Below are 14,687 nucleotides of genomic sequence, written 5' to 3'. Positions count from 1 at the left end.
GTATGGGCGGGGCATGAAGCCGCCGCAGTCACGAGAAGTCTTCCCTGATCACCGGCGAGCTTGCCGGTACCACGAATCCTACCTGACGAATGCCGCCGCCGACGCCACTCAGCACGCCCTCGCCTCCCGGCTCGGCCGCCGACTCGCCAGTAGGGTTGGAGCGTGAGCGCAACACCCAGTCGCATCTTCCTGTCCCGCATCGTCGGGCAGGCGGTGTTCGACCCTGCGGGCGACCAGGTGGGCAAGCTCCGCGACGTCGTGGTGGCCGTCCGTTCCGACCGCAAACGGCCCAGGGTTCTCGGGCTCGTGGTCGAGGTGCTCGGTCGCCGGCGCGTGTTCCTGCCCATCACCCGAGTCACGTCGCTCGACACCGGACAGGTCATCACCACCGGTGTCATGAACGTCCGCAAGTTTCAGAAGCGCAGCACCGAGACCCTCGCCATCCACGAGCTCCTCGACCGCACCGTCACGCTCGCCGACGCACGCCGCGGCATCGTCTACGACCTCTCGATGGAGCAGGACTCCCGCCGCGACTGGTTCATCACCCACGTCGCCGTGCACGAGAGCGGCAAGCGGTTCAGACGTCGCGGGCCCAACCACGTGCTCGAGTGGGGTGACGTCAGCGGGCTCACGACCGAGGAGTCCGGCCAAGGGGCCACCCACCTGCTCGCCACCATGGACGAGATGCGACCGGCCGACCTCGCCAACGCCCTGCTGGACCTGCAACCGAAACGTCGCACCGAGGTCGCCGCAGAGCTCGGCGACGATCGCCTCGCCGACCTGCTCGAGGAGCTGCCCGACGCGATCCAGGTCGAGATCCTCGGCGTCCTCGATCCCGAGCGGGCCGCCGACGTGCTCGAGGAGATGGATCCCGACGACGCCGCCGACCTCCTCGGCGAGCTCCCACCCACCACCAGCGAGGAGCTGCTCCAGCTGATGGAGCCGGAGGACGCCGACGACGTCCGTCGCCTGCTCGTCTACGAGGACCGCACCGCCGGTGGCATGATGACCACCGAACCGGTCATCCTCCCGCCCGACGCCACACTCGCCGAGGCGCTGGCCCGCGTGCGGGAGCAGGAGATCGGTCCGGCCCTGGCCTCGACGGTCTACGTGTGTCGCCCACCGATCGAGACCCCCACCGGACGCTTCCTCGGCGTGGTGCACTTCCAGGCACTGCTGCGCGAGCCGCCGTCGACGCTGGTCGGCGCGCTGGCCGACAACGACATCGAGTGGCCGAGGCCCGACGCCTCCTTGGAGGTCGTCGCCAGTCTGCTGGCCTCCTACGACATGGTGGCGCTGCCGGTTGTCGACGACAACGCGCACCTGCTGGGAGTCGTCACGATCGACGACGTCCTCGACCACCTGCTGCCCGAGGACTGGCGCGAACGCGGCGACCTCGGCGCGAGGGAGGTGGCCACCGGTGGATGAGCGCAGCCGGCTGGACCAGCCGAAGAGCCGCCGCCGGTCCCTTCGGCCCCGCACCGACGGCGACCGCCTCGGCCGCTTCTCCGAGAGGTTCGCACGGTTCATGGGAACGGCCACGTTCCTCGCATGGATGACCGTCGTGGTCATCGTGTGGGTCTCCTGGAACGCGTCATGGGGTCCCGACCGGCCCCGCTGGGACGAGTACCCGTTCATCTTCCTGACGCTCATCCTGTCGCTGCAGGCCTCGTACGCTGCACCCCTCATCCTGCTCGCGCAGAACCGTCAGGAATCGCGCGATCGCGTGCAGCAGGAGCAGGATCGCGATGCCAACGCGCAATCGCACGCCGACATGGAGTTCCTGGCGCGCGAGGTGGCCAGTCTTCGGCTCGGCATCGGCGAGGTCGCCACCCGCGACTTCATCCGCGGCGAGCTGCGCGGAATCGTCGAGTCACTGGAGCCGGACGACGAGTCCGAGTCCGACGACTGAACCGTTACATCGGCATCGCTTCGAACACCTGGATGGCGGGGACGGTCGGGTGGGACAGGGCGATCTTCTCCGCCTCGTCGATGTCCAGGGCGTTGATCAGGGTGTACCCGGTCACGCCATCGGCGTCCAGTGGGAGCTCCGTGGTGCCACCCGAGGTGACTTCCCGGCCCTGACCGAACGGGTTGCCGGCGTCGACGACCTTGTCGCCGAGCGAGGTGAACCACTCGCCCCAGGCGGCCATGCTTTCGTCGGTTGGCACCATGTCGCGGCTTCCGCGGTAGAGCAGCACGAACTTCTTCATGATCATCAGTCCTCTTTCGTGGTGGTGTCGTTTCGGGTGAGGTAGTCGGTGTAGTTGGCCAGCGACTCGTCGTCGCTGCCCCAGTACGTGTGGAACTGCGCCAGCCAGTCCTGGAGACTCCGCATCGATCCGCGATCGAGGGTGAGGAACGTGGTTCGGCCGGTCTTCTTGCGCGTGACGAGGCCGGCGTTCTCAAGGACCTTGACGTGCTTGTGGATCGCCGGCAGCGACAGCTGCCGCATGTCGGCGAGCTGGCTGATCGCGCACGGCTGTAGGCCGAGCACGTAGACCATCTCCCGCCGGTGCTTGTTGGCCAGGGCCTCCAGCACCTCGTCGAGATCCTGCGGAATCATCTGCATCCAATCGATTAACTTCTGAGTTAACTATAACACACCACGGCGCAGGGGCAACGGCTCACACCGGCCCCGTACGATGGGTTGCATGGCAGTGGTGACAGAGGACCAGGTTCGTGAGGCGCTCGCGAGCGTCAATGACCCTGAGATCAAGCGACCGATCACCGAGCTCGGCATGGTCGAGGCGATCACGATCGCGGAGGCGAGCATCACGGTCCGGCTGCTGCTCACCGTGGCCGGCTGCCCACTCAAGGACACGCTGAACCGCGACATCACCGCAGCCGTCAAGACGATCGCCCCCGACGCAGACGTCGTCGTCGACATGGGCGTCATGAGCGACGAGCAGCGCAAGGGCATGCAGGAGATGCTGCGCGGCGGCCGCACCGAGCGCGAGATCCCGTTCGCGCAGCCCGGCTCGCTCACAAAGGTGCTGGCGATCGCCTCCGGCAAGGGGGGCGTCGGCAAGTCGTCCGTCACCGTCAACATCGCACTCGCGATGGCGGAGCGCGGCCTGAAGGTCGGGATCATCGACGCCGACATCTACGGACACTCCATCCCCGACATGCTCGGCGTGGGCGACCTGCGTCCCACCCAGGTCGAGGACATGATCATGCCGGTCCCGGTCAAGGGCATCCAGGTCATGAGCATCGGCATGCTCAAGCCCCGCAAGGACCAGGTCGTCGCCTGGCGCGGCCCCATGCTCGACCGTGCGCTGGTGCAGATGCTCAGCGACGTCTACTGGGGCGATCTCGACGCCCTGCTGCTCGACCTGCCGCCCGGAACAGGTGACATCGCCATCAGCCTCGGCCAGCACCTCCCCAATGCCGAGGTCCTGGTCGTCACCACGCCGCAACCGGCCGCAGCCATCGTGGCCGAGCGGGCCGGCACGATGGCCTCGATGATGCACCAGCGCGTCGTGGGCATCGTGGAGAACATGTCGTACCTCGTCACGCCTTCTGGCGACCGCATGGAGATCTTCGGGTCGGGCGGCGCGGCGACCGTGGCCGAGACGTTGAGCGGGCGCTTCGGCTATGACGTCGCGGTGCTCGGGCAGGTCCCGCTCGACGAGAAGCTCCGCGAGGGTGGCGACACCGGCGAGCCGATCATCCTCACCGATCCGGACTCCGAGTCCGCCAAGGTGCTCCGCGGTGTGGCCGACCGCCTCAGCGGACGCTCACGCGGCCTGGCCGGTATGCAGCTCGGCCTCTCCCCCGCCAGCAAGTAGGACACGCCACCGTGTTCGGCATGGGCTGGCCCGAGCTGATCACCGTCGGCATCGTCGGCGTCATCGTGTTCGGGCCCGACAAGCTGCCCGACATCGCCCGACAGGTCGGCCGCTTCATCCGCACGGTGCGACGCATGGCCGAGAACGCCAAGGACGACCTCGGCAAGGAGATCGGCCAGGACTTCTCCGGCCTTCAGCTGCGCGACCTCGACCCGCGTGAAGTGGTGCGGCGCAACATCCTCGACTTCGACGACGACGCCACACCGTCCCAGATCGAGGCGTCGCGCGAGCTGCGCCCGGGTGAGAAGCCGCCGTTCGACCCGGACGCGACGTAGCCGTGCCATGGAGATCGTCCAGACCAACGGGCTCGACATCTCCTACCAGCGCGTCGGCGCCGGACCACCGCTGGTGTTCGTGCACGGAGCGGCCGGCGGCGCCCGCATGTGGGACCCTCAGCTCGCCGGGCTGGCCGATGAGTTCACGGTCGTCGCCTGGGACGAGCCGGGTACCGGCCGGTCATCGGACGTCCCCGACGGCTTCGGCCTGACCGACTACGCGCACTGCCTCGCGGCGCTGATCGAGGCGATCTCGCTCGGACCGGCGCACGTCGCCGGGCTGTCGTGGGGCGGCACCGTCGTGCTGGAGCTGTATCGACACCATCCGGAGCTGGTCGCGACGCTGATCCTCGTCGATACCTACGCCGGTTGGAAGGGTTCGTTGTCCGAGGACGAGGTGCAGGCGCGGGTCGCCGGCGCGCGCCAGATGCTCGCAGCACCGGCACAGGAATTCGACCCCACCCTTCCCGGGCTCTTCGCCGGCGATCCACCGGCGGAGTTCCTGCCGCTGCTCGAGGCGACCTCCGCGGACGTCCGGCCCGCGAGCCTGGAGAAGCAGCTGTTCACCATGGCCGAGACCGACCAGCGTGCCCTGCTCCCACACATCGCCGTTCCTACGCTGCTGATCTGGGGCGAGCTGGACGCGAGGTCACCGCTCAGCGTCGCGCGCCAGTTCGAGCAGGCGATTCCGGACGCCGAGCTCGTCGTCATCCCGGAAGCGGGGCACGTCAGCAACCTCGAACGGCCCGAGCCGTTCAATCAGGCCGTGCGCGAGTTCTCCCGGACCCATCCGCCCGCCCACGGCTAGGGCGATGCAGACATCCAGGTCGTCATGCGGCTGAGACCTGCCCCGATCCGGTCGACGGGATCGGGCCGGTCGGCCGGACGCGGCAGGTCCGAGATGGCCAGACCGATCCGGTTGTCGTCGAGCTCGGTGACGATCGTGTAGATGACGCCGCCTGAGTCCCAGGTGATGACCCGTGGCCGTTCCTCGCGCACCCACACCGGATGCTGGGCCAGATCGCGACGGTCGAACCCCTCGACGGCTCGCGGATCGAGCGAACCACTCTGCTCGTACAGGTGGAGCGAGTCGACCCCGTCGGAGTAGACGAGCGTCACCGTCTCCCCGTCGTTGCCGTAACGACCGGCCACCCGCTCGAGGCCCCCGCCAAGACGGGCGTGGCAGGGCCAGCCGTAGTCGTCCAGCTCGGCCATCGCCGAGATGGTCAACGAGCCGGACGGACGTTGACCCGGTGCGGTGTACTCGGCGGCGAACTCGTCGAACGGCGGCGTGACCTCGTCCGTGGAGTCCTCGACCGGTCCCACGACGTAGGCGACGGCCACCACGGCCATCGAGGCGCCGAGCAGGACGAAGCCCACACCGAGGCGCGACCACCAAGCCGAACGACCGGGTGACGCATGAGGCACGGTGCTCAGCGAGGCGACCAGGTGAGGCGGAGGCTCGGGATGACCGACGTCGCGCATCCGTGACTTGAGCAGCCGCTGCTGCCGGACGGCCTGCCGGCAGGCTTCGCAGTCCTCGAGGTGCAGCTCGACGGCGCGCATGGACGCCGGCGAGAGCTGCCCGTCCACGAACGCTGCGACATCTTTACCGAGGTGTGGCACTCAGACTCCGATCGCACCGAGGAACCTGGTGCGACCGCGACCCGGCGCCCGGTGGGCGAGCGCGTCACGCAGCTGGGTGCGACCGCGGTGGATGCGGGACCGGACGGTGCCGAGCTTGATGCCGAGCACCGTGGCGATCTCTTCGTACGACAGCCCCTCCACGTCGCAGAGCACGACCGCGACCCGGAACTCCTCCGGGAGCGAGGCGAGCGCCGCCTCGATGTCGGGGTCGAAGCCGGCATCGTGCACGGCCGACTCGGGGACGACCTCACGGCTGAGGAGGCGGTCCTCGGCGCCGTCGGCGAACCCGTCCATGCGCAGTCGCGACGAACGACGCACGCGGTCGAGGAAGAGGTTGGTCGTGATCCGGTGGATCCAGCCGTTGAAGTTGCCGGGCTCGTAGCTGTCGAGCGAGCGGAAGACGCGGATGAAGACGTCCTGGGTGAGGTCCTCGGCGTCGTGACGGTTGCCGGTGAGGCGGTACGCCAGCCGGTAGACCCGGGCGGAGTGCTCCGCCACGATGTCGTCCCAGCTGAGCGTCTGCGTGTCCACGTCGTCTGCCTTCATGCCACTGATCGTCGACCTTCTGTCTGAGAGAACGCCCAGAGAAGGCTGACTGTTCCCCAGCATATTCCCGGCTCGCCTTCCCGGCTGAGCGGAAGGTCATCACTATGCTGAGCGGCAAGACTCGAGAAGGAGCCCACCATCAGCACCGCAACGAGCCTCGAGTACGTCGAGAACTACGTGAGCGAGGACGACCACCTCGCCGCCGGCCGCCGCCGTGCGGAAGAGGTCGGCATCACGCCCATCGGGGCCGGTGGCGGCGCCGCCCTGCGATTCCTGGCATCGGTCATCGATGCCAAGGCCGTCGCCGAGATCGGCACGGGCACCGGCGTCTCCGGCCTGTGGCTGCTGCGCGGCATGGCCTCCGACGGCGTGCTGACCAGCGTCGACCTCGAGGCTGAGCACCAGCGGCTCGCCCGGGAGACGTTCACCGAGGCCGGCATCCCACCGCAGCGGTTCCGGCTCATCGCCGGGTCGGCGCTCGACGTCATGCCGAGGCTCACCGACAACGGGTACGACATGGTGTTCCTCGACGGCGACAAGGTGGAGTACGGCGAATACCTCGACCAGGCGCTCCGCCTGGTGCGCACCGGTGGTCTGATCGTGTTCGACAACGCCCTGTGGCACGACCGCGTGGCCGACGCCACGCACCGCGACCCCGAGACGCTCGCGGTGCGCGACACCTTGAAGCAGGTGGTGAACGACGAGCAGCTGCGACCGGTGCTGCTGCCCGTGGGTGACGGCCTGCTGGCCGCCCAGCTGATCGACGGCTAGCGGTCGAACGTCGGGGACGAGCGGAAGCCCGACGGGCCGCGCACGACGGCGACGATCTTGCAGGGCTCGATGAGAACGGGTGCGCTCCCGATGATGAGACTGCCGGGTGACTCGGCCGCGGTCGGCTCGAAGTCGGCCTGGAAGGCGTCACGGGCCTTGGCACTGTCGAAGACGTAGCTGCCCTCGAACCATTCGCCCGGCCTCGCGCGCCACGACTTGAACCGCAGACCGTTGAGTCCGGCGAACTTCGAGAACGAGACATCCTCGATGTAGGTGCGGAGCTCGTCAAGTGCCTCGGGCGGAGCGTCGGAGAGGGACCAACGCACCGTCAGGCCGTGCATGCGGCAATCCTCAGACGGCCTTGAGGGCGTCGCCCAGCGTCGAGGCCTCCTCGTTGTTCAGCTCGACGACGAGGCGACCCCCGCCCTCGAGCGGGACGCGCATGACGATGCAGCGTCCTTCTTTGGTGACCTCCATCGGTCCGTCGCCGGTCCGAGGCTTCATGGCCGCCATTGGGTTCCCCTCTCGTTCGAGACGTCCCACCGAGGCAGCGGGACGCGCACGAACCATTATCGCCCATCGACGAAACAGTGGTGCGGCAGGTTCAGGCGAGCTGGCGAGACTCGGCTTCCCATGCCACGAGCTCGGCGCGGGCGCGCTTCTCGGCGGCCTCGCTGGCGGTCAGGGCGTCGCGCAGGTGGGTGAGGTCCTCCTGGACCTGCTCGATGGACGCCTCGAGCGTCTCGACCTCGGTTTCCAGTGATTTCGAGCGCGCCCGCTCGTCGGCCAGCGCCTGGCTGAGCTCGTCGCGACGACGCTCCGCCTGGCGGATCTCGGCCTCGAGGCGCTCGACTCGCTCCTGCCGCTCGGCGACACGTTCGACCATCGAGTCGGCGAACGCGGCCTGTTCCGCCGATCGCGCGATGGCTTCATCGCGGTAGGCGCCGGCGAGGTTGGCTCGGTCGTGTGCCCACAACCGCCGCACGTGAAGAACCACGGATTCCTGGAGCACGGCCGCGACGACGCCCGCCACGACGGCGTAAGCGCCCGCCGCGATCATCGCGACAGTGGTGCCGATGGCGACGGCTGTCACGACGGCTGCTCCCGCACTCGCGAGCAGGAGTGCAGCAATGATGGATTGGCTCGATCGAGGGGCGCGTCGGGCTTGTGTGGACGAGGACTCGGCAGGGGTTCGGGTCGACATGCGTGCCAGCGTACGGGCGACCCGCGACGTGGCCGTGGTGCCGCGCCGAGGGCCCCGGCTCAGTGCGGAGTCGGACGGAACGAGCAACCGTCGAGGTGGTCGTCGACCATGCCGGTGGCCTGCATCAGGGCGTACGCCGTGGTGGGTCCGACGAAGCGGAAACCACGCCGCTTCAGCTCCTTGGCCATGGCCGTCGACGAAGGAGTCTGGGTGGGCACGTCAGCCAGGCTGCGCGGCGCAGGCCGCATGGGAGGAGCGAACGACCACACCAGGTCGGAGAAGGACGTGTCGAGCCCAACCAGGGTGCGGGCGTTGTGGATGGTGGCCTCGATCTTGAGCCGGTTGCGCACGATGGCCGCATCGGCCAACAGGCGATCGACGTCGCCGGCTCCGAAAGCAGCGACAGCCTCGGGATCGAATCCCGCGAACGCGAACCGGAAGCCCTCACGCTTGCGCAGGATGATCGCCCACGACAGGCCGGACTGGAAGGCCTCGAGGCTCAGCCGCTCGTAGAGCGCGACGTCGCCGCGAAGCTCGCGACCCCATTCGGTGTCGTGATAGGTGAGCATGGCCGGGTCGGCGCCCCACGGGCAGCGGGGCAGGCCGTCCGGGCCGTCGACGGTGTGCCGGCCGTTGTCGCTCACGGGGTGATCGTGCCACCACCCACCGACATGTGGTCCCCCTCGATACGATGACCGTCGCCCCCGATCGTGGAGGTTCCATGCTCCCCACACGTGCAAGCGTGCGTGTTTTCGTCGACTCTTCCACGTTCCAGTGGTTCATCATCGGCGTGATCATCGTCAACGCCATCGTCCTCGGACTCGAGACGTCGCCTTCGCTGATCGCAAGCAACCCCTGGCTGGTCCCGCTCGGCTGGATGACGGTGGTGATCTTCGTGGTGGAGATCTCGCTGCGGATCTACGCCCACGGCCGCGACTTCTTCCGGGACGGCTGGAGCCTGTTCGACCTGTTCGTGGTCGCGGTCGCGATCATCCCGGCGTCGGGTGTGCTGGGTGTCCTCCGGGTCCTGCGCGTGCTCCGCGTGCTTCGTCTGCTGTCGGCGGTGCGGTCGATGCGGCGAGTCGTGGCCGCCTTGGCCGCGACCATCCCCGGCATGATCTCGATCGGTGCGCTGCTGGTGATGCTCATCTACGTCGCGGGGGTCATGAGCACCCAGATGTTCTCCAGCACCGACCCGGAGAACTTCGGCACCCTGCCGCAGTCGTTGCTCTCGTTGTTCCAGGTGATGACCGGTGACGACTGGGCCAAGGTCGTCGGCCCGGTCACCGACGTGTATCCCGCGGCGTGGGCGTTCTTCATCGCCTACATCTTGATCTCCACGTACATCGTGCTGAACCTGTTCATCGCCGTCGCCGTGGAGGCGCTCGAGATGCAGCACGAGGAACGTGACGAGGAAGTTGTCGAGGAGGTCGAGGAGAGCGAGTCGGCCGTGCTCGAGGCCATCGAGTCCTTGCGCTCTGAGGTCTCTTCCCTGCGCTCGGAGGTCTCCGACCGCTAGGCGCTACTCATCATGCTCCGAAGGTGCCGATACCAGTCGCTCTGGAACCGCTCCCCCGGATCGTGCTTGCGTTTGGCGTCCAGGAACTCGCGCAGCCGCGGATGGCATGCCTCCATCTGGTCGCGCCGGGCCCAGCGGTGATACGTGAGGAAGTAGCTGCCGCCGCACTGGATCGCGAGATCGATCAGGGAGCGGAAGGCCGCGGCCGAGCGTTCCTTGCCATCCACCGTGTGGGGAACGCAGAGGTTGAACACGATGCAGGCCCAGTCCTCCCGGGCCCACGCGAGGACGCTCTCGTCGTCGCGCTCGATCAGCCGGACGGTGCCGTAGATCACGTCGGTGCCGCTGCGTCGTAGCTCTTCCGCCGCTGCGGCCATGAATTCGGCGAGCCGCGGTCGCGGGACGTAGAGCTCGCCGATCATCTCCGTCGACGGATGGTCAGCGCCGCGAACGCGGTCGATCTCCTGGTGGTAGCCCTCGAGGTAGGGCGTGAGCTGGTGGGTGTCCGACCAGTAGATCTGGCCCGAGGTGGCCAGGTAGTGCCGGGCGTAGATCTCGAATGCGCGCGCCTTGTCGGTGTGGGTCAGCCAGATCAGCTCCTGCCAAGCATCGTCCAAGAGCTGGCGCTGGCCCTCCGGGATGGGCGTGCGCGAGTCGACCGGCCGGTAGCAGGAGAAGACACCGTCGTCGAGGAAGCCGGGTGAGCGCTCGTCGATGGAGAACTGGAAGTCTCCGTACAGGAAGCCATCGTTGATGCGCTCCTCGAACGCCGTCACGAGGCCGCCGATCGTTCCCAGCTCGACGACGCGCTCCAGCTTCAGCCGTGGCACGAGCCGCAGGGTGACCGAGGTGATGACGCCGAAGAGCCCGTAGCCGCCGACGACCAGACGGAAGAGGTCCGGTTCCTCCGTGCGCGAGCAGCGGCGCTCCTCGCCCTCGGCGTCCACCAGGGTCAGCGACTCGACGTCGGCGATGAGCGGTCGCATGGCGAGTCCGCGGCCGTGACCGTTGACGGAGACCGAACCTCCCACGGTCACCCGGTCGATGCCGGTCTGTTTCTGGGCGATGCCCCAACCGGAGCCATCCTCCTGCTGCTGGGAAAGACAGCCCTTGATCAGCTCCGGCCACTCGATCCCAGCACCGCATTCCACGGTTCCCGCCTCAGGGTCGAAGTCGAGCACGCCTCGCATCGGCCGTATGTCGAGCAGCAGTGCGCCCGTGGCGAACTGCTGGCCACCCATGGCGTGGCGCGACCCGGCGATCGACATGGCCGAGCCTGAGGCCCGCGCCTCACGGACGGCGCGAACCACGGCATCGACCGACTCGGCCGGCACGACTCGTTCGACCGGCGTCTCGTTGAGGCGGGAATGGACGTCGTTGACCAGCACCGACGAACCGTAACCCAGAGCGCGTCTAGCCGGTCGCGATCTCGTCGAAGAACCCGACGGCCTCGTCGATGTCGTCGGTGACGATGAGGCGCTCGGCGTCGGCCTCGTTGACCTTGCCGTCGGCGAGCATCGTCGTGCGCACCCAGTCGATCAGGCCGCCCCAGTACTGCGTGCCGAAGAGCACGATGGGGAACGAGGTGATCTTCTGGGTCTGGGCGAGGGTCAGCGCCTCGAACAGCTCGTCCATCGTGCCGAAGCCGCCAGGCATGACCACGTAGCCCTGGGAGTACTTGACGAACATCGTCTTGCGCACGAAGAAATAGCGGAAGTTGATGCCGAGATCGACCCAGTCGTTGAGCCCCTGCTCGTGCGGGACCTCGATGCCGAGTCCGACCGACACGCCGCCGCTCTCGCTCGCGCCACGATTGGCGGCCTCCATCGCACCCGGTCCACCGCCGGTGATGATGCCGTAACCACGACCGCAGAGCCGCTCGGCGATGTGCCGGGTGGTCTCGTACACCGGGTCGTCGGGCTTGATGCGAGCCGAGCCGAAGATGGCGACGGCCGGCCCGAGCTCGGCCAGGGCTCCGAACCCCTCGACGAACTCCGCCTGGATCCGTAGCACCCGCCACGGATCGGTGTGCACCCACTCGCCCTGCCCGCGGGAGTCGAGCAGCCGCTGGTCTGTGGTGCTGCTCTGCAGATGACGTCCGCGCAACCGGACCGGTCCCTTGTGGGACTCGCGTTCGGGGGACGTCTCATTCACGTCAGCCATGTGGTGAGCGCCTCCTCGACGCGGATCAGCTGGTCGACGGGGACGTGTTCGTCGGCCTTGTGGGCGTACATCGGGTTGCCCGGCCCGAAGTTGACCGCGGGGATGCCGAGCTGGGTGAACTGCGCGACATCGGTCCAGCCGTACTTGGGACGGACGGGGACCCCGACCGCGTCGACGAAGGCGGCGGCGGCTGGACGACTGAGGCCGGGCAGGGCGCTGGGTGCGGTGTCGGTGAGGACGATCTCGAACCCGTCGAACAGCTCGCGGACGTGCGACAACGCCTGCTTCTCGTCGAGGTCGGGAGCAAACCTGAAGTTGACACTCACGCGCGCCTCGTCGGGCACCACGTTGCCGGCGACCCCGCCGCTGATGCCGACGGCGTTCATGCCCTCGCGGTAGAGAAGGCCGTCGATCTCGACCTCGCGCGGGGTGTACTCCGTCAGACGGTTGAGCACCTCGGCGGCGGCGTGGATCGCATTGCTGCCGAGCCACGAACGGGCCGAGTGAGAGCGCTCGCCGCGCGTGATGACGTCGACCCGCAGCGTGCCCTGGCACCCGGCCTCGACGACCGCGTCGCTGGGTTCCATGAGGATCGCGAAGTCGCAAGTGAGCAGCTCCGGATGTTCGCGGGCCACCCGGCCGAGGCCGTTGAACTCGTGCTCGATCTCCTCCCCCTCGTAGAAGACGAGGGTGAGGTCGCGGTTGGGCTCGCGCACGTGCGCGGCCAGGCGCAGCGCGACGGCGACGCCACCCTTCATGTCGCACGAGCCGAGTCCCCAGAGCACATCGCCCTCGAGGCGGGACGGGAAGTTGGCGTTGGCCGGAACCGTGTCGAGATGACCCGCGACGACCACGCGCTCTGCGCGCCCGAGGCTCGTGCGAGCGACCAGCGTGTGCCCGTCGCGCACCACGTCGAGGTGCGGCAACGCGGCCAGAGAGGACTCGACCGCGTCGCAGATCTCCTTCTCGTTCAGGCTCTCGGACGCGATGTCGACGAGGTCCGCGGTGAGCGACACGACGTCGCGCGAGAGGTCGAGGTTTGCCACGTCGTCACTCTGCCAGATAGGCCCTCAGCTGCTGAACAGGCAGAACTCGTTCCCCTCGGGGTCGGCCATGATGGCCCAACGGATCTCGTCGTCGGGCCGGCGTAGGACGGTGGCGCCGGTATCCATCACGTCGTCGATGGTGACGCCGGGACTGAGGGTGACGTCCCAGTGGACGCGGTTCTTGACCGTCTTGGGCGCGGGCACCGGGACGAAGTCGAAGCCCTCGAACGGCATGCCCGGGATGTCGGTGATCCAGTACGCGTCGTGCTCGTCACTGGAGCCGAGCGTGCCGCCCAGCACCCCGAGCCACCAGTCCGCCATCGCCCGCGGGTCGGCGCAGTCGACGACGATCGACTTCAGCTTGAAGTCGGCCGGCTCGTCGACGACGAAGACGCAGAACTCATTGTCCTCGGGGTCGGCGAGCGTGGTCCAGGGGAACCGGCCGGGTTCGCTGACCCGGCGCAGACCCTCGAACGAATCAAGTGAGGCGGCCACGACGTCGAGGTGGACCCGGTTCTTGACCTCGTGCGGCTCGGGCACGACGTTCGGCCACACCGTGTGCTGTTGCGTGGGCCCGACGAGCTTGAACTCGTCGGGGTCGTCGTCGAAGCCGGTGAGCTCGAGCCCGAGCGTCTGGGCCCAGAACTCCGAAGCGGGACGGGAGTCGTTGACGTCGATGCAGAGGTCTTTGTAGGTCACCAGGCTCATGCGGGTGAGCCTATGCGTCAGGGGTGCCAGGCGAGCAGGCGCGGCCCGATACCGTGGAGGGATGGATCAATCCCATCCCGGTGCGCACGCCTGGGGCGTCGCGACCCTCACTGACAGCGCCCCGGAGATCGGCAGGGTGCTCGACGTCTGGTACCCGGAGCCGCACCTCGGCGCCGCACCGGAGCGCACGCACGAGCCTGAGGAGCTGACCGTTCTTTCCGGCCACGACCCTCTGCGGGACGTGCGCCACGTCGTCGTGCACACGGTCATCGACGACCTCCAGCAACCGCCGCAGGACGCGTATGACGTCTACCTGCGCCTCCACCTGCTCTCGCACCGTCTCGTGCGTCCACACGGCCAGAACCTCGACGGTGTCTTCGGCCTGCTCACCAACGTCGTCTGGACGTCCATCGGTCCCTGCGCGGTCCATGGCTTCGAGCGCACCCGGGCTCGCGCCAGAGCGGCCGGACGCGAGGTCCGCGTCACCAGCATCGACAAGTTCCCCCGCATGACCGACTACGTCGTGCCCACCGGCGTGCGCATCGGCGACGCCGACCGGGTGCGCCTCGGCGCGCACCTTGCCGAGGGCACCACCGTCATGCACGAGGGCTTCGTCAACTTCAATGCCGGCACGCTGGGCACGGCCATGGTCGAGGGCCGCATCTCCGCCGGCGTCACGATCGGCAACGGCTCCGACGTGGGCGGTGGTGCGTCCATCATGGGCACGCTCTCCGGCGGCGGCACGGCGGTGATCAGCGTCGGCGAGAACAGCCTCGTCGGCGCCAACGCTGGCATCGGCATCTCGCTCGGCAACGACTGCGTCGTGGCTGCGGGCACCTATGTCACTGCAGGGAGCAGGGTGCTCATGCCGGACGGCACGGTGGTCAAGGCGGCGCAGCTGTCGGGCCAGGACGGCATCTTGTTCCTCACCAACTCCGAGACCGGCGTGCTCGAGGC

Annotated in this window: 20 protein-coding genes; 8 read left to right on the top strand and 12 right to left on the bottom strand. The window is 68.2% G+C overall.

The genetic code is table 11. The features are described 5' to 3' along the window. Positions 1 to 162: 162 nt before the first annotated feature. Together ACRDPN_RS07685 and ACRDPN_RS07680 are read left to right on the top strand one after the other, a co-directional pair. Positions 163 to 1,428, top strand: coding sequence for a magnesium transporter MgtE N-terminal domain-containing protein (locus ACRDPN_RS07685; protein ID WP_431446802.1), 1,266 nt, complete (start codon positions 163 to 165; stop codon positions 1,426 to 1,428). Next, entirely contained in the window at positions 1,421 to 1,912 is a 492-nt protein-coding gene (locus ACRDPN_RS07680) for a DUF1003 domain-containing protein (RefSeq protein WP_431446801.1), read from the top strand. The genes ACRDPN_RS07685 and ACRDPN_RS07680 overlap by 8 nt, the downstream gene beginning before the upstream one ends. Positions 1,913 to 1,916: 4 nt before the next feature. Here the strand turns inward: ACRDPN_RS07680 and ACRDPN_RS07675 are convergent, their stop codons facing one another. Continuing rightward, positions 1,917 to 2,213 (bottom strand): hypothetical protein, encoded by a 297-nt coding sequence (locus ACRDPN_RS07675; RefSeq protein WP_431446800.1) that lies wholly within the window; start codon positions 2,211 to 2,213, stop codon positions 1,917 to 1,919. Between the two features lie 5 nt (positions 2,214 to 2,218). Continuing rightward, positions 2,219 to 2,566, bottom strand: a complete 348-nt coding sequence (locus tag ACRDPN_RS07670) for an ArsR/SmtB family transcription factor (protein ID WP_431446799.1) — start codon at positions 2,564 to 2,566, stop codon at positions 2,219 to 2,221. A gap of 88 nt (positions 2,567 to 2,654) precedes the next feature. On the opposite strand from ACRDPN_RS07670, the gene ACRDPN_RS07665 reads away from it, so the two are divergent. The 3 genes from ACRDPN_RS07665 to ACRDPN_RS07655 are packed head-to-tail and all read left to right on the top strand — an operon-like array spanning position 2,655 to position 4,934. Further along, positions 2,655 to 3,791 carry an Mrp/NBP35 family ATP-binding protein gene (locus ACRDPN_RS07665; protein WP_431446798.1) on the top strand — a complete coding sequence of 379 codons (1,137 nt, stop codon included), beginning with the start codon at positions 2,655 to 2,657 and terminating at the stop codon, positions 3,789 to 3,791. A 20-nt stretch (positions 3,792 to 3,811) separates the two neighbouring features. Further along, entirely contained in the window at positions 3,812 to 4,126 is a 315-nt protein-coding gene (locus ACRDPN_RS07660) for a sec-independent translocase (protein ID WP_431446797.1), read from the top strand. Positions 4,127 to 4,133: 7 nt separating this feature from the next. Then, a complete protein-coding gene (locus ACRDPN_RS07655; protein ID WP_431446796.1) occupies positions 4,134 to 4,934 on the top strand; it encodes an alpha/beta fold hydrolase in 801 nt (266 codons plus the stop codon). Here ACRDPN_RS07655 and ACRDPN_RS07650 read toward each other — a convergent pair. Both ACRDPN_RS07650 and sigE read right to left on the bottom strand, forming a co-directional pair. Beyond that, complete coding sequence (locus ACRDPN_RS07650) at positions 4,931 to 5,752, bottom strand: anti-sigma factor family protein (RefSeq protein ID WP_431446795.1); 822 nt, start codon at positions 5,750 to 5,752, stop codon at positions 4,931 to 4,933. The genes ACRDPN_RS07655 and ACRDPN_RS07650 overlap by 4 nt on opposite strands. After that, positions 5,753 to 6,319, bottom strand: coding sequence for an RNA polymerase sigma factor SigE (gene sigE, locus ACRDPN_RS07645; RefSeq protein WP_431446794.1), 567 nt, complete (start codon positions 6,317 to 6,319; stop codon positions 5,753 to 5,755). It lies immediately after the preceding gene. 177 nt (positions 6,320 to 6,496) lie between these two features. On the opposite strand from sigE, the gene ACRDPN_RS07640 reads away from it, so the two are divergent. After that, complete coding sequence (locus tag ACRDPN_RS07640) at positions 6,497 to 7,090, top strand: O-methyltransferase (RefSeq protein ID WP_431446793.1); 594 nt, start codon at positions 6,497 to 6,499, stop codon at positions 7,088 to 7,090. On the opposite strand, the gene ACRDPN_RS07635 is transcribed toward ACRDPN_RS07640, so the two are convergent. From ACRDPN_RS07635 to ACRDPN_RS07620, 4 genes are all read right to left on the bottom strand, one after another. After that, complete coding sequence (locus tag ACRDPN_RS07635) at positions 7,087 to 7,431, bottom strand: hypothetical protein (protein WP_431446792.1); 345 nt, start codon at positions 7,429 to 7,431, stop codon at positions 7,087 to 7,089. The genes ACRDPN_RS07640 and ACRDPN_RS07635 overlap by 4 nt on opposite strands. 10 nt (positions 7,432 to 7,441) lie before the next feature. Then, the gene (locus ACRDPN_RS07630) at positions 7,442 to 7,603 is read right to left on the bottom strand and encodes a DUF3117 domain-containing protein (RefSeq protein WP_007076916.1); all 162 of its coding nucleotides are present in this window, start codon (positions 7,601 to 7,603) and stop codon (positions 7,442 to 7,444) included. Between the two features lie 91 nt (positions 7,604 to 7,694). Next, positions 7,695 to 8,294, bottom strand: a complete 600-nt coding sequence (locus ACRDPN_RS07625; RefSeq protein WP_431446791.1) for a hypothetical protein — start codon at positions 8,292 to 8,294, stop codon at positions 7,695 to 7,697. A gap of 59 nt (positions 8,295 to 8,353) precedes the next feature. After that, positions 8,354 to 8,938, bottom strand: coding sequence for a DNA-3-methyladenine glycosylase I (locus tag ACRDPN_RS07620; protein WP_431446790.1), 585 nt, complete (start codon positions 8,936 to 8,938; stop codon positions 8,354 to 8,356). 98 nt (positions 8,939 to 9,036) lie between these two features. Here ACRDPN_RS07620 and ACRDPN_RS07615 point away from each other — a divergent pair, with 98 nt between their 5' ends. Further along, complete coding sequence (locus ACRDPN_RS07615; protein ID WP_431446788.1) at positions 9,037 to 9,813, top strand: ion transporter; 777 nt, start codon at positions 9,037 to 9,039, stop codon at positions 9,811 to 9,813. On the opposite strand, the gene ACRDPN_RS07610 is transcribed toward ACRDPN_RS07615, so the two are convergent. From ACRDPN_RS07610 to ACRDPN_RS07595, 4 genes are read right to left on the bottom strand one after another with little or no spacing between them, the layout of a single operon-like run. Further along, on the bottom strand, positions 9,810 to 11,201 hold the full coding sequence (locus ACRDPN_RS07610) for an FAD-binding oxidoreductase (protein WP_431446787.1): 1,392 nt from the start codon (positions 11,199 to 11,201) through the stop codon (positions 9,810 to 9,812). The genes ACRDPN_RS07615 and ACRDPN_RS07610 overlap by 4 nt on opposite strands. A 25-nt stretch (positions 11,202 to 11,226) precedes the next feature. Then, positions 11,227 to 11,976 (bottom strand): TIGR00730 family Rossman fold protein, encoded by a 750-nt coding sequence (locus tag ACRDPN_RS07605; RefSeq protein WP_431446785.1) that lies wholly within the window; start codon positions 11,974 to 11,976, stop codon positions 11,227 to 11,229. After that, positions 11,964 to 13,022 (bottom strand): succinyl-diaminopimelate desuccinylase, encoded by a 1,059-nt coding sequence (gene dapE, locus ACRDPN_RS07600; RefSeq protein WP_431446784.1) that lies wholly within the window; start codon positions 13,020 to 13,022, stop codon positions 11,964 to 11,966. Before dapE ends, ACRDPN_RS07605 begins: the two co-directional genes overlap by 13 nt. A gap of 24 nt (positions 13,023 to 13,046) precedes the next feature. Then, positions 13,047 to 13,730, bottom strand: coding sequence for a VOC family protein (locus ACRDPN_RS07595; RefSeq protein ID WP_431446783.1), 684 nt, complete (start codon positions 13,728 to 13,730; stop codon positions 13,047 to 13,049). A 61-nt stretch (positions 13,731 to 13,791) separates the two neighbouring features. Here ACRDPN_RS07595 and dapD point away from each other — a divergent pair. Further along, positions 13,792 to 14,687 (top strand): 2,3,4,5-tetrahydropyridine-2,6-dicarboxylate N-succinyltransferase (dapD, locus tag ACRDPN_RS07590; protein WP_431446781.1); only part of this gene is annotated, 896 nt, incomplete at its 3' end.

This window comes from Aeromicrobium sp. (genome assembly GCF_050700635.1).
GTDB lineage: Bacteria > Actinomycetota > Actinomycetes > Propionibacteriales > Nocardioidaceae > Aeromicrobium.
The sequence above is the reverse complement of the archived record's forward strand: the minus strand, read 5'-3'. Positions and strand labels throughout refer to the sequence as shown.

Coding starts and splice junctions, on each gene's coding strand:
- ACRDPN_RS07675 (WP_431446800.1), bottom strand. CDS start 2,213: ATGAAGAAGTTCGTGCTGCTCTACCGCGGAAGCCGCGACATGGTGCCA.
- ACRDPN_RS07670 (WP_431446799.1), bottom strand. CDS start 2,566: ATGATTCCGCAGGATCTCGACGAGGTGCTGGAGGCCCTGGCCAACAAG.
- ACRDPN_RS07665 (WP_431446798.1), top strand. CDS start 2,655: ATGGCAGTGGTGACAGAGGACCAGGTTCGTGAGGCGCTCGCGAGCGTC.
- ACRDPN_RS07660 (WP_431446797.1), top strand. CDS start 3,812: ATGGGCTGGCCCGAGCTGATCACCGTCGGCATCGTCGGCGTCATCGTG.
- ACRDPN_RS07655 (WP_431446796.1), top strand. CDS start 4,134: ATGGAGATCGTCCAGACCAACGGGCTCGACATCTCCTACCAGCGCGTC.
- sigE (WP_431446794.1), bottom strand. CDS start 6,319: ATGAAGGCAGACGACGTGGACACGCAGACGCTCAGCTGGGACGACATC.
- ACRDPN_RS07635 (WP_431446792.1), bottom strand. CDS start 7,431: ATGCACGGCCTGACGGTGCGTTGGTCCCTCTCCGACGCTCCGCCCGAG.
- ACRDPN_RS07630 (WP_007076916.1), bottom strand. CDS start 7,603: ATGGCGGCCATGAAGCCTCGGACCGGCGACGGACCGATGGAGGTCACC.
- ACRDPN_RS07625 (WP_431446791.1), bottom strand. CDS start 8,294: ATGTCGACCCGAACCCCTGCCGAGTCCTCGTCCACACAAGCCCGACGC.
- ACRDPN_RS07605 (WP_431446785.1), bottom strand. CDS start 11,976: ATGGCTGACGTGAATGAGACGTCCCCCGAACGCGAGTCCCACAAGGGA.
- ACRDPN_RS07595 (WP_431446783.1), bottom strand. CDS start 13,730: ATGAGCCTGGTGACCTACAAAGACCTCTGCATCGACGTCAACGACTCC.